This window comes from Alkalimonas sp. (genome assembly GCF_020831925.1).
Taxonomy (GTDB): domain Bacteria; phylum Pseudomonadota; class Gammaproteobacteria; order Enterobacterales; family Alteromonadaceae; genus Alkalimonas.
Genome location: NZ_JAFIFQ010000069.1, coordinates 1 through 13,580, shown reverse-complemented (window position 1 = coordinate 13,580; position 13,580 = coordinate 1). Strand labels below are relative to the sequence as shown.

Here is a 13,580-nt window from a genome sequence, read left to right as displayed (position 1 = left end):
AGGTGACCGGGATCATCTCGGCGGTGGCGTTCAGTTTCATGGTGCAAGAGCCCAGCGAAATCATCGAATGATTCAACGCTAAGTCTTTGTTTTCCAGCTTTTTGATGTAACGCAGCATCTCGGTTTCCGAGTGGTACTGGTTAAACACCGGGTGTTGCAAAATCGCATCGTGGCGCAGCAGGCTGGCCGGGATAGAACCAGAGCCGTTTTTCACCAGCTCAGCATCCAGCGCGTCGATACTCAGGCCATGATCATCTCCCAGCACTATGGCAAACAGCTCGGCGATATCGGCTGCTGTGGTCAGTTCGTGGAAGCTGACCGACAGGCTATCGCTCAGGTCAGTGCGCAGGTTCACTTCTTTGGCCAGCGCGCGGGCAATCACAGCGGCGCGGTCGGCCACTTTAAAGCTGATGGTATCGAACCAGTGGTTGTGCAGCAGCTCAACACCTTTGGCTTTTAAGCCAGCGGCAAAAATATCGGCCGAGCGGTGAATGCGCTCGGCAATGGTTTTCAGGCCGTCCGGGCCATGGTACACAGCATAGAACGACGCCATATTGGCCAGTAGCACCTGAGCCGTACAGATGTTGGAGTTGGCTTTTTCGCGGCGGATATGCTGCTCGCGGGTTTGCATTGCCATGCGCAGCGCATTGTTATCGAGACGGTCTTTCGACACACCGATAATACGGCCTGGCATCGAGCGTTTGTAAGCATCGCGGGTAGCAAAGAAGGCCGCATGCGGGCCACCGTAGCCCATAGGCACACCAAAGCGCTGCGCCGAGCCCAGCACCACATCGGCGCCCAGCTGGCCAGGGGATTTCATCAGCACCAGCGCCATAATATCGGTCGCTACGGCGACGATGGCTTTATTGGCTTGCAGCGCGGCGATCAAATCGCTGTCGTCGCGCACTTCGCCGCTGCTGCTTGGGTATTGCAACAAGGCACCGAACACATCGTGCTTATCGGCATCGCTGGCCGGGCCGGTGACGATATCAAAGCCAAACATCTCAGCACGAGTTTTCACCACATCCAGCGTTTGCGGGTGCACATCAGTGGCAATAAAGTAGCTGTTGGACTTTTTGTTTTTCGACACCCGCTTGGCCAGCGCCATGGCTTCGGCAGCGGCGGTGGCTTCATCCAGCAACGAAGCGCTGGCCAGCTCCAGGCCGGTTAAATCCAGCGTCAGGTGCTGGAAATTCAGCAATGCTTCTAAGCGGCCCTGAGCGATTTCTGGCTGATAAGGGGTGTAAGCGGTGTACCAGCCTGGGTTTTCAAGCACATTGCGCAGGATCACGTTCGGTGTCAGCGTTGGGTGATAGCCCATGCCAATGTAAGATTTGAAGATTTTGTTTTTTGAGGCAACGGACTTAAGATAAGCAAGCGCTTCAGCCTCACTGCGGCTGTCACCAATGGCCAAAGGCTCTGGTAAACGGATATCGGCCGGAATGGTTTGCGCGATCAGCTCTTCGACAGAACCCAGGTTTAGCTCGGCCAGCATGGCAGCGGTTTCATTGGCATCCGGGCCAATATGGCGTTGAATAAATTCCTGGTGATTCGCAAGTTGCGACAGCGTTTTAGCAGCAGGGTTGCTCATGCTTGATGTGTCCTATTAATACAATGGCGAAAAATGTACGACGTATAAAGTAAGCCCCGATAAATACGGGGCTTAAGCAGTTCCGGATGACAATTAATCTTCGTCGATGACGTTCTGGTAGCCTTCGGCGTCCAGCAACTCGTCCAGCTCGGCCAGATCCGACGCCTTAATTTTAAACATCCAGCCATCGTGGTAAGGGCTGGAGTTCACTTGCTCCGGTGCATCGGCCAGTGATTCATTCACCTCAACGATTTCACCGGACAGCGGCGCATAAATATCCGAAGCCGCTTTGACCGACTCGGCTACCGCGCAGTCGTCACCCTGAGAAACGGTATCACCGACTTCCGGCAACTCCACAAACACCATATCACCCAGCAGCTCCTGTGCATGTTCGGAAATGCCAACGCTGTAGATGCCGTCGCCTTCGTGACGCACCCACTCATGCGAAGAAGCGTACTTTAATTCTGTAGGGATAGAGCTCATGTTTTATTCCTTACCTGACGTTGTTCTTTTAGTCGTTTGTCCGCGTGCACAGACGGTTTCAGTTTATTGTGATACAGCAAGTGGTCCGCTGCAAAGCTTTCACACAGCCAGTGTGCAACTTTTGTACAGCCAACCATTTGTTAGTTTAGATAAGTTTTTTGCCCATGCGAACAAAAGCCGGTTTTATCACCTTGACCGGCACCAGCTTGCCACGGATATCTACCTCAGCGCTATCGCCAGTACTGGCCGGAACTCGTGCCATCGCGATGCTAAAGCCCAGCGTCGGAGAGAAGGTGCCAGAAGTAATGATGCCTTCACCGCCGGCTACCACAACCCGCTGGCCATGACGCAACACGCCTTTTTGTTCCATCACCAGACCAACCAGCTTATCGGTACCGGCGGCTTTTTGTTGCTCCAGCGCAGCGCGGCCAATAAAATTGCGATCGGCTGGTTCAAAAGCAATGGTCCAGCCCATATTGGCAGCCAGTGGCGAGACGCTTTCATCCATGTCCTGGCCGTACAAATTCATGCCCGCTTCAAGGCGCAACGTATCACGGGCACCCAGGCCGGCCGGTTTCACGCCAGCATCCAGCAGTTTTTGCCAGAAATCGGCGGCTTTGGCTTCAGGCATGGCAATTTCGTAACCATCTTCGCCAGTGTAGCCAGTGGTGGCGATAAATAAATCACCGCTTTGTACGCCAAAGAAAGGCTTCATGCCTGCCACCGCGGCCTGTTGGTCGGCATCCAGTAAGATGGCGACTTTGGCTTTGGCATTCGGGCCCTGCACGGCAATCAGCGCCAGCTCCGGCCGCTCGGTCACCGTCACCTCAAACGTAGGTGCATGCTGGTTTAGCCAGGCCAAATCTTTTTCACGGGTGGCGGAGTTCACCACAATGCGGAAGTAATCTTCTTGCAGGAAGTAGACAATCAGGTCGTCAATCACACCACCGGCTTCGTTTAACATGGCGGTGTACAGCGCTTTGCCAGGCACTGTCAGCTTGGCGACATCATTGGCCAGCAAAAAGCGCAGGAAGTCGCGGGTGCGGGCGCCGGTTAAATCGACGATGGTCATGTGCGATACATCAAACATACCGGCATCCTGGCGCACGGCATGGTGCTCTTCAATCTGAGAGCCGTAGTTGATTGGCATATGCCAGCCAAAAAAATCCACCATCTTGGCACCAGCTTCCAGATGCTTGGCGTGTAATACGGTGTGTTGTGATGCAGCTTGTTGTGACATTCGATGCTCCCAGTGCTTTGTAGCGCAGCGGCGGTATTCAGGCGGCAAAGCAACCACTTATGCAGCCAGACCGACTAAGAATGCACCGATTATAGCGGATGCAGCCGGGTGCCAACAGCCCCTTTTTAATTAGATTTTATAATGCAATGACTCAAACCACTCTGCTTTGTTCGACGGCACCACTGGCCGGGCGCAAGCCTGGCCGGACGCATTTGGGCAGATCGCCTTGATTACCAAGGGCCAGCGCCATCATGCGTTGTTTCAGACCGCCTTGTTGATCCAGCAGCTTCATGCCAACAGAGCGCAGTAATTTCGGTAGCAGAGCACCACCGCTAAAGCCCCGTTTAAAGGCTTCCATCGCCAAGATCAGGCTCTGCGCCTCGGATTTACGCCAGCGCTGATAACGGGCCAGCATGCGCGGGCAATCGATATCCAGCTGTTGCTCCAGCTGCTCTGAGATTAGTTCTGCTAATGCAGCAACATCCATCAACCCCAAGTTCATGCCCTGGCCGGCTAGCGGGTGAATGCTGTGCGCCGCATCGGCCACCAGCAGCACCCGCCCCTGCACCCACTGATTGGCGTAGCGCATGCGCAGCGGGATCAGCTGCCGCTCGCCGGTAAGCTTGAGTGGCCCCAGTACCGACTGACTGGCAGCAGTGATAGCCTTGGCAAAGTCTTCCCCCGGCAATGCCTGCAGCGCTTTAGCCCGCTCAGGCGGTACACTCCAGACAATAGAAACCTGCTGACTGTCCGGCAGTGGCAACAAAGCCAAAGGACCATCGGGCCAGAATACCTGACGAGCGGTGGCCTGGTGCGCTTGCTGGCAATGCAAGGTCGTGACCAGGGCATGGTGCTGGTAATCCCAATGGGTGAGTGGCAACTGCAGCTGTTCACGCACATAGGAATTGGCGCCATCGGCTGCAACCAATAAGCGGCTTAGCAGCAGCTCGCCATTATCGAGTTGCAAGGCGACATTCTGCTCGCCCTGACTGATGCGCTGAATGCCAGCGTTAAAGTGGCAGTGCACATTGGGCGCTTGTTGTAAGGCTTGATACAGTTGCTGACGAATTTGCTCGTTATCGCAGATCCAGCCAAGGGCCGGTAACTGCTGCTCCGGCGCGGAAAAACCAATACGGCCAAAACTGTCGGCTTGCCACACCTCCATCTGCTGATAGGCGGCCAGTTGCTCCGATAGCCCAGACCAGATCCCCAGTTGCGCAAACAACCGCTGCGATGCCAAATTCAGTGCGCTGACCCGCTTAAACTCAGCTTTTGCTGGCTCTGGAGCCGGGCCCTTTTCCACCAATTGGATGGACAGTTTCAATGGAGCCAGCAGCAGCGCCAGCGTCAAACCGGCACTGCCAGCGCCAACGATGGTGATATCACAATGCTGCATGGTTTGAGAACTCCTTAAGCTGAGCCTGCAGGCGCTGCATGGCGTTGTAGCCCATGGCCTGATGGGCCAGCGGTTGTTTTAAATCATCGCACAGCAGCATGCCAAGCAAGCCCAGATTGCGGCCCAGCGCTACCAGCCGCGAACGGTTAGAAAACAGCCGCACCAGCCCATCGGTCAAGGTCATGACCTGCTGCATATCGGCTTCCCGCGCCAACTGGTACTGGCGCAGCATGGCATAGCCGCCAATCTCGGCAGCGCTGTTCTTATCGGTAGGTTGATTTTGGGTATGGTTCTCGACTAACTGCACCAGAGCAGCAATATCCCGAAGTGCCAGGTTAAAGCCCTGGCCAGCAATGGGGTGCAGGCTGTGCAGGCTATTGCCAGCCAGCGCGATCCGATGCAGCACCGGACTGGCGCTGCGACGAAGCGTCAGCGGGTAACTGGCACGAGCACCGCTCTTGACAAAAACACCGGCCCGGTAACCAAAAGCCTGCTGGGCGGCGGCGGTGAATTCGCTATCGCCCAGCTGCATCAACCTGGCTGCCTGCTCCGGGCTGGTAGTCCAGACCAGAGAATAGCGCTTGCCAGGCAGTGGCAACAGCGCAATGGGGCCATCGGCAGTAAAGCGCTCATACGCGCGCTCCTGATGCGGTTCAGCCAGCGCCAGGTTGGCAATAACTGCGGTTTGTTGGTAGTGTTCGGTGCTAAGAGCAAAGCCAGCCAGTTGCCGGGTTGGCGATAGGCCGCCTTCGCACACCACTAACAGCGAAGCGGACAGCTGCTTGCCACTGGCCAGTTGCAACTGTACCTGATCCTGTTGTTGCTGCAAGGCCACAATGTGATCCGGTTGCAGCATCAAGAGTTGTTCCTGCGGCACATTTTGCAAGCGCTGCTGCAGCAACTGGCCAAGGTGTTCGACTTCGAGCACAGCGCCAAACTCGGTCAGGCCAAACTGTTCGGCTGTAAGGTAACATTTACCGAAATGACCACGATCGGACACATGAATATGGCGAATAGGACAAGCTTTGGCAGCCAGTTCCGGCCACAGCTGCCAGGCTTGCAATTGCTGCACACTGGCCGCGGCCAGCGCAATGCTGCGACTGTCGAAGCTAACCGAGCGCTCCACCGCGCCCTGCTGCTCAATCACGGCAAGTCGCAGCGTCGGCCTGGCCCGCAGCAAGGCCCAGGCCAGAGTCAGTCCTGCCATGCCGCCACCGGCAATGGCAATATCTACCTCAGGCACCGCACCTTCAGACACAGCAATTTCAGTCAAACTGGCCATCCCCTGTTCCTTTGCCCGCTGCCATCAGAGCTTCAATCTCAGCGATGGTTTTAGGCACAGCCGCAGTCAGATTGCGATGGCCCTCTGCAGTCACCAACACATCGTCTTCAATACGAATACCGATGCCCCACCATTTGGGATCAGTATCACTGCCTTTGGGAATATAAAGACCGGGCTCTACCGTCAGTACCATTCCGGGCTCAAAGGGACGGTTTTTTGCGCCTGGCTCTGGCGGGCTGCCTTTGGGCTGATAAGCACCGACATCGTGCACATCCAGCCCCAGCCAATGACCTAAACTGTGGATCATCCAGGGTTTGGCTGCTTCGGCTTCGATTAAGGCGCTCAGCTCCCCTTGCAGGATGCCAAGCTGATGCAAACCTTCGGTCAGCACCCGGTAACAGGCTTGGGTGGCAAGCGCAAAGCTGCTGCCAGGTTTGATTTCAGCCAGCGCCGCCAGCTGTGCATCCAGCACCAGCTGATAGAGCGCAGCCTGCTCCTTACTAAAGCGGCCATTGACCGGAAAGGTCCGGGTGATATCGGCGGCATAGCCCATAAGCTCGCAGCCAGCATCAATCAGCACCAGATCGCCATCGCGCAGCCCGGCGTTATTTTCGGTGTAATGCAAAATGCAGGCATTCTCCCCCCCGCCAACAATGGGGTTGTAGGCGGCATAGCGGGCGCCTTGCATGGCACAGTGGTACTGAATGCACGCTTCCAGCTGGTATTCCTGCATACCGGGCTGGCACAGCTGCATGGCCGCTTTATGAGCCTGAGCACTGATAGTAGCTGCCTGCTGCATCAGGGTGATTTCGTGTTCATCTTTAAAAAGGCGCAGCTCACTTAGCAGCGGCCGCAGATTGCACTGCTGCTGCGGGGCTAATTCGCTTTGGCGTGGCGTCCTGCGGATCTGCTGTTGGCACTGATGCAGCAGATGGTGCAAGGTTTCATCTTCGCCGAAGCAAAACCACAGCTGTTGCTTGCCTTTGAGCGCGGCAGCTAATTGTGCTTGCTGCGCACTGAGCGAGGCTGCAGTAATGCCAAACTGCTGCTGTGCCTGCTCCGGGCCAAACCGCCTGCCCTGCCAGACTTCTTTCTCGGCATCTTTATCTCGACACAGCAACAGCTCACTACACTGTCCGGCTTCGTCTTTGGTTAAAATCAGCAGTGCTTCCGGCTCTGGAAAGCCGGTCAGGTACCAAAAATCACTGTTGTTGCGAAAGGGGTAATCGGTATCGCGGCTACGGATCTGCTCGTAGCCGGCGGCGATAACCGCGACCGAGGAGGCAGGTAACTCAGCCAGCAACCGCTGGCGACGCAGAGCCTGGGGCCTGTTCATGTTTTTTCCTTCGTGCTGGCTTAGTGCAGGGTCTTTTTCGGCGCTGCACCTTGCTGGTACTTCAGGCCGACCTCGTGAAAACAATTCAGCGCCAGAATGCGGATATGCTCCAGCACCAGGTAATAGGATTCTTCGTTTTCCTGCTCGGAAAAATCGCTGCTGCTGTGCACGTCCAGCCGGGTAATTTCGGTCAGTTGATTAACCGCTTCGCGGATATCGTCCGGCACCAACGATAAGTCGGTTTGCAATACAGCAAAGCCAACCAAAAAGGCCTGACACCATTCAACCACAGCTTCCAATCGCTCGATCAGGCTGTCGTCATCGCTTGGCAGTAGCAAGGCAAAGGCATAATCACTGTGCTGCAATTGCTCGGCCGTTTTTTCAATCAGCTCAACAATCTGCTTTTGCACCGCTACCGGTACCGCCTGGCTGTCGTTTAGAAAATCGTACAACACCGGCAGAATTTGCTTTTGCTCGGCCTGCACCCCGGCCGACAGCAAACCGCTGATCAATCCATGCAGCTCGGCCGGAGAGGCCATCAGCTGCGATTCTTCCATCCGAAGCAGCCACTGCTCGTACGGCATAATATAAGGGGTTGGCATGATGGGATCACCTGACTAATGCTTTGCTCTATCCTACCATTGCAGCAAGATAAGGCCAAGAACAGCCATACGAGAAAGCGGACCAGATTGAAGCAGACTGCACAGTATTTCGGCGTCCAGCCCTTTCGTTGTCCCCGGCGCCGGTGCTATACTGGATGTGTTCTCTGAGCTGTTGGTGATTGGATCGACGTCCCTGAGCCGATATTCAGATTGCCAAGGGATTCACCTTGTCACTTTTGTGCAAGCCCGGCCCGTACCGGGAAGCCTACGGTGGCATCAGACTCCCGCCTTGAACCCAGGGTTCAAGGGCTACCATCCGACACGGCAGCTTCGGAGAACATAACCTTCGCAATTCCAGGGAAGCCACGGGTGCCAAGCCGTCACGAACTCCGCCAACTGATCCGCCAACGCCGGAAACAACTCAGTACCGAGCAGCAACACCTGGCCGCCCGGCAGCTGGCCCAGCGCTTTAGTCATTTGCCTTTTTTACCTGACTGCCAGCACATCGCCCTGTATTTAAGCAACGATGGCGAGCTGGATACCTGGCCACTGATCCATGCCTTGTGGCAGCTTGGCAAACAACTCTATCTGCCGCTGCTGCACCCTTTTACGTCCGGTCATCTGATTTTCCAACACTTTCAGGCCAATACACCAATGCGCGCCAATCGCTTTGGCATTCCGGAGCCGGACTGGAGTTGCCCGGATTTACGACCCGTGCCACAACTGGATTTGATTTGCACCCCCCTGGTTGCCTTTGATGCCAAAGGCAATCGCCTGGGAATGGGTGGCGGCTTTTACGACCGCACTTTGGCGCATTACCCGACCCGAAGCAGCGATGGTCAGCCCAAACTGATTGGCCTGGCCCACAGCTGTCAGCAGGTCGATGCCCTGCCGATTGAACCCTGGGATGTGCCCTTACCGGCTATTTGCACCCCGGATGCAATTTTTCTGCAAGAATAGGCTGGATTCTGCTGTTGTCTGACGCTGACTTGGTTATAATAGCGGCTTATTTTATCCATCTGTACGGCTAATCAAGGTTTTCTTATGCTTGATGAAATGAAACGCAAAGCAGCCTGGGCGGCGCTTGAATTTATCCCTCGCCATACGGTGGTCGGTGTTGGTACCGGCTCGACCGTCAATCATTTTATTGATGCTTTAGCGACCATCAAGGATGAGATCGAAGGGGCTGTTTCCAGCTCCGAGCAATCGACTGCCAAACTGAAAGCCTTAGGGATCCCGGTATTGGATCTGAACACCATCGACCGCTTTTCGGTCTATGTGGATGGTGCCGATGAAATCAACCCGGATAAGCATATGATCAAAGGTGGCGGTGCTGCCTTGACCCGCGAGAAGATTGTTGCAGCAGTAGCCGAAACCTTTATCTGTATTGTTGACCAGAGCAAGCAGGTACCGGTACTTGGCCGCTTTCCGCTGCCGGTCGAAGTGATCCCAATGGCCAGCAGTTATGTTGCCCGTGAGCTGACGAAACTCGGAGGCCGTGCTGTACTGCGAGCAGGCGTTACCACCGACAATGGCAATGTGATTCTGGATGTACATGATCTGGAAATTCATCATCCGATTCAGCTGGAAGCTCAAATCAACAACATCGTAGGGGTGGTCACCAATGGTATTTTTGCCATTCGAGCCGCTGATAAAGTACTGGTTGGTACACCGGAAGGCACCAGGCTAATAAAATAAGAAAACCATAAGAACCACGGGTCTGCGTCCACAGCCACTTTGCAACAAGAGATCAATCATGGAAAAATTTTCGCTGGCAAAAGACAAAATCAAGATTTTATTGCTGGAAGGCCTGCACCAAAGTGCGGTGCAAAGTTTTAAAAATCAGGGCTACAGTAATATTGAGTACCTGAAAACCTCCTTACCCGAAGACGAGCTGATTGAAAAAATCCGTGACGTCCACTTTATCGGCATTCGCTCCCGTACCCAGCTCACCGAAAACGTGTTGGCAGCCGCCGAAAAACTTGCAGCCATTGGTTGTTTTTGTATTGGAACAAATCAGGTGGATTTAAATGCCGCCCTGGAGCGCGGGATACCCGTATTTAACGCGCCTTTCTCCAATACCCGTTCGGTCGCCGAGTTGGTACTGGGTGAAATCATTATGCTGCTACGCGGCATTCCTGGCCGCAATGCGGCAGCCCATCGTGGTGAGTGGCAAAAAACCGCTAACAACTCGTATGAAGCCCGCGGTAAAACCCTTGGCATCATTGGCTATGGCCACATTGGAACTCAGCTGAGCATCATGGCCGAGCATCTGGGTATGCGGGTACAGTTTTACGATATCGAAGACAAACTGGTGCTGGGCAATGCTACTCAGGTGGACTTTTCCACCCTACTGAAAACCTCGGATGTAATTAGTTTGCATGTTCCAGAAACGCCACAAACCAAAAACATGATTGGCGAAGCAGAACTGGATTTAATGAAGCAAGGTGCCATTCTGATCAATGCTTCACGCGGCACTGTGGTCGATATTGCGGCCTTGGCCCAGGCACTGGAGAGTAAAAAACTAAATGGTGCGGCCATTGATGTATTCCCGGTAGAGCCAAAAAGCAACAGCGAAGAGTTTGTTTCACCACTTCGGGCTTTTGACAATGTGCTGCTCACCCCGCACATTGGCGGTTCAACCCAGGAAGCTCAGGAAAATATCGGCTATGAAGTAGCTGGCAAGCTGGTGAAGTACAGCGATAATGGTTCTACCTTATCGGCAGTCAATTTCCCGGAAGTATCGCTACCAGAACATACCGGTCGTCATCGTTTGCTGCATATCCACAAAAACCAGCCTGGCATGCTCACTAAGATCAACGAAAGCTTTGCCCGTCATCAGATCAACATTGCCGGTCAGTACCTGCAAACCAGCGCCGATATCGGTTATGTGGTGATTGATATTGACTCAGCCGATTACGAGCTAGCTCTGGCTGAGCTAAAAGCCATCCCCGGTACTTTACGGGCGCGGGTGTTGCATTGAGCGTTGTGCTAGCTGACGAACGACGAGTTTAGAGAGTGAAACCGGCTGCAAGAAGCCGGTTTTTTATTAGAATGAATACACCACCGAGGCCGAGGTTTCGGTATCGGTTTTAAAGCGCCCCGCATCCGGCTTGGAATCGTATTTGACGATGAAGTTAAAGCGCATCGACAACCGGCCATTTAATTGTGCTGTCAAACTGCTGCGACTGAGTACACTGGAGCTTTCACCATCCAGCGACAGCACGGTTTCCAGCCCCTGTCGAAAACGGGTGCCTTCATAGACTTTGTATTCCAGATTGGCCGCAGCAAACCAAATCAAACCGCCTTCACTGTCACCATTTTGCCGGCGCTGATAGCCAATACCAGGGCCTGTTTCCAAATCCAGGTAACTTGGGCTTTGATCAAACACTCGGTTGGCGTAACCAAGCGCCACTGAGGCTTGTTCGCGGAAAGCACCAAAGCGATCGTTCAAATAGGCCGCGCGGCCAAAGCCACTCTGATTGCTAGCAGCAAATTTGTAGTTGCTTTGACCGGTTAAACCAATACGCTGACCAGAGGTAATACGGGTGTAAGCATCCTCATTGGCATTGCGTACCTTGCTGGTACGGGTTAAACCCTGTACCTGATAACGATTACGAAAATAGGGGATCTCGTGCACCAGCTCGCTGTTCAACCGAACAGAGGTGGCCTTGGTATTACCACTGCTGTACAGCAAACCCAACTCAACATCACCTCCGAGTCTTGGTTGCAACAATGCCTGTTCGGCTTGTGAAAGTTCAGTTGCAGCCTGCACACTCAAGCAAACCGTGCTTAAGGTACACACCACGACCAAGGCAACATTACGCACTGCTATCACCTGAAATCCTTGCCTCGTAAAAAATGAAGTATTGTAAAGCTTTTCAGACAGCACGCCAACATAAGGGTTCACTGATTTGATAACAAACCGATGAAGTGCCCATTTTGCTAGGTAAGATGCAACCAGGCCAGTATGCAGAACACATACCAGCCCAAGCATATCAGACTTGCTCTGCCCGCTCTGCAATAAACGCCAGTGCCATATCAAGCCGGCTTAAAGCCCGCTCCCGGCCAACCAGTGCCAAGGTCAAGTCCAGCGACGGCGAATTGCCGGCACCACTGACCGCGACCCGAAGTGGCATACCTACCTTGCCCATCCCCAACCCCAGTTCTTCGGCCGTAGTATGAATGGCCTGATGAATGGCTTCAGCCTTCCACTCAGTTAATGCACTCAACTTCTGTTGCACCTGCTGCAAAGCCTCTGCTGCAACCGGCCGCAAATGCTTTTTGGCCGCAGCTTCATCAAAGGCAGTGAAATCTTCGTAGAAATAACGGCTCACCTGTACCAGCTCTTTTAGGGTTTTCACCCGATCGGCTTGCACCTTAATGACCTCGGTAATGGCCGGCCCTTTGCTGGTATCAAGTTGCTGATCCTGCAGGTGCCATTCCAGCTCTGCTGCAACCCTTTCAACTGGCAGGGTTTTGATGTAATGCTGGTTTAACCAAATTAGTTTTTCAGTATTAAATGCCGAAGGTGCCCGGTTGCAGTTTTTCAGATCAAACAACTCTATCAGCTCGCTTTTGCTGAAAATTTCCTGATCGCCATGCGACCAGCCAAGACGCACCAGGTAATTGAGTAAGGCTTCTGGCAAAAAACCGTTGTCGCGGTATTGCATCACGCCCACTGCACCATGACGCTTGGATAAACGTTTTCCATCGTCGCCCAGAATCATCGGGACATGAGCATAGTGTGGGATTTGTGCGCCCAGGGCGGCCAAAATATTCATCTGCCTTGGTGTATTGTTAACATGGTCATCGCCACGGATCACATGAGTGATACCCATTTTCCAGTCATCCACCACCACCGTCAAATTATAGGTAGGCGAACCATCTGTACGGGCAATAATTAAATCATCCAACTCTTTGTTGGCAATTTCGATGCGGCCTTTGATCAGGTCATCAATGACCACAGTGCCATCTTGCGGATTTTTAAACCGGATAACGTAAGGTTTATCGGTCGGATGATCGGTGCGGTCACGCCACATGCCGTTGTAACGCGGCTTTTCGCCCGCAGCCATCTGCGCTTCACGCATCTGGTCCAACTCTTCAATGGTGCAAAAACATTTGTAAGCTTTGCCAGCATCCAACAACTGCTGGATCACTTCTTTGTACAAATCGAAACGCTTGGTTTGGTAGTAAGGCCCATCGTCCCAATCCAGCCCCAACCAATCCATGCCCTGCAAAATGGCATCGACTGATGCCTGCGTAGAACGCTCCAGATCGGTATCTTCAATGCGCAGAATAAACTTGCCACCCATTTTTTTGCTGTATAACCAGCTGTACAACGCAGTTCGGGCTCCACCAACATGCAAATAACCGGTAGGGCTTGGAGCAAAACGGGTAACAATCGACATAAGGCATTCCTGTAGGCAATATCAAATGGCGTTATTGTAGCAAGTTTTGATGCTAACAGCGCAGCCATTTTGCCGCACAGCCACAGTCAATTGTGCTTTATGACAGCAAAGTGACGCTTTTTACAGCAACTGCTTCGTAATTCAAAATTTCCTGTTGACACTCAATCACCGAACTCTATAATGAGCGCCATTGATGCAGCGGATGATTAGCTCAGCTGGGAGAGCACCGCCCTTACAAG

The 13,580-nt window shown here is 53.6% G+C and carries 11 protein-coding genes, 1 other RNA gene and 1 pseudogene; 4 read left to right on the top strand and 9 right to left on the bottom strand.

Annotated features, from left to right (window positions below):
* From JJU14_RS14955 to JJU14_RS14925, 7 genes and pseudogenes are all read right to left on the bottom strand, one after another.
* Positions 1–1,591, bottom strand: a pseudogene (locus tag JJU14_RS14955) (glycine dehydrogenase (aminomethyl-transferring)); the annotation flags it as partial.
* Positions 1,592–1,684: 93 nt separating this feature from the next.
* Positions 1,685–2,074 (bottom strand): glycine cleavage system protein GcvH, encoded by a 390-nt coding sequence (gene gcvH / locus JJU14_RS14950; protein ID WP_228614523.1) that lies wholly within the window; start codon positions 2,072–2,074, stop codon positions 1,685–1,687.
* A 145-nt stretch (positions 2,075–2,219) separates the two neighbouring features.
* Entirely contained in the window at positions 2,220–3,314 is a 1,095-nt protein-coding gene (gcvT, locus tag JJU14_RS14945; RefSeq protein WP_228614522.1) for a glycine cleavage system aminomethyltransferase GcvT, read from the bottom strand.
* Between the two features lie 151 nt (positions 3,315–3,465).
* Complete coding sequence (locus JJU14_RS14940; RefSeq protein ID WP_228614521.1) at positions 3,466–4,710, bottom strand: FAD-dependent monooxygenase; 1,245 nt, start codon at positions 4,708–4,710, stop codon at positions 3,466–3,468.
* Positions 4,697–5,992: a 2-octaprenyl-6-methoxyphenyl hydroxylase gene (ubiH, locus tag JJU14_RS14935; protein WP_228614520.1), complete on the bottom strand. Its 1,296-nt coding sequence runs from the start codon at positions 5,990–5,992 to the stop codon at positions 4,697–4,699. Before ubiH ends, JJU14_RS14940 begins: the two co-directional genes overlap by 14 nt.
* On the bottom strand, positions 5,976–7,328 hold the full coding sequence (pepP, locus tag JJU14_RS14930) for a Xaa-Pro aminopeptidase (protein ID WP_228614519.1): 1,353 nt from the start codon (positions 7,326–7,328) through the stop codon (positions 5,976–5,978). Before pepP ends, ubiH begins: the two co-directional genes overlap by 17 nt.
* Before the next feature lie 20 nt (positions 7,329–7,348).
* Complete coding sequence (locus tag JJU14_RS14925; protein ID WP_091344163.1) at positions 7,349–7,930, bottom strand: UPF0149 family protein; 582 nt, start codon at positions 7,928–7,930, stop codon at positions 7,349–7,351.
* 158 nt (positions 7,931–8,088) lie between these two features.
* On the opposite strand from JJU14_RS14925, the gene ssrS reads away from it, so the two are divergent.
* The 4 genes from ssrS to serA all read left to right on the top strand — a co-directional run bounded on the left by ssrS (position 8,089) and on the right by serA (position 10,913).
* Positions 8,089–8,271: non-coding RNA, 6S RNA (ssrS, locus tag JJU14_RS14920), on the top strand.
* Between the two features lie 28 nt (positions 8,272–8,299).
* Entirely contained in the window at positions 8,300–8,890 is a 591-nt protein-coding gene (locus tag JJU14_RS14915) for a 5-formyltetrahydrofolate cyclo-ligase (protein WP_228614518.1), read from the top strand.
* A gap of 84 nt (positions 8,891–8,974) precedes the next feature.
* The gene (gene rpiA / locus JJU14_RS14910) at positions 8,975–9,628 is read left to right on the top strand and encodes a ribose-5-phosphate isomerase RpiA (RefSeq protein ID WP_228614517.1); all 654 of its coding nucleotides are present in this window, start codon (positions 8,975–8,977) and stop codon (positions 9,626–9,628) included.
* A 58-nt stretch (positions 9,629–9,686) separates the two neighbouring features.
* Positions 9,687–10,913: a phosphoglycerate dehydrogenase gene (gene serA / locus JJU14_RS14905; protein ID WP_091344170.1), complete on the top strand. Its 1,227-nt coding sequence runs from the start codon at positions 9,687–9,689 to the stop codon at positions 10,911–10,913.
* 66 nt (positions 10,914–10,979) lie between these two features.
* On the opposite strand, the gene JJU14_RS14900 is transcribed toward serA, so the two are convergent.
* A complete protein-coding gene (locus JJU14_RS14900) occupies positions 10,980–11,759 on the bottom strand; it encodes a DUF481 domain-containing protein (RefSeq protein WP_228614516.1) in 780 nt (259 codons plus the stop codon).
* 169 nt (positions 11,760–11,928) lie between these two features.
* Positions 11,929–13,341, bottom strand: coding sequence for a glutamate--tRNA ligase (gltX, locus tag JJU14_RS14895; RefSeq protein ID WP_228614515.1), 1,413 nt, complete (start codon positions 13,339–13,341; stop codon positions 11,929–11,931).
* Positions 13,342–13,580: the final 239 nt, after the last annotated feature.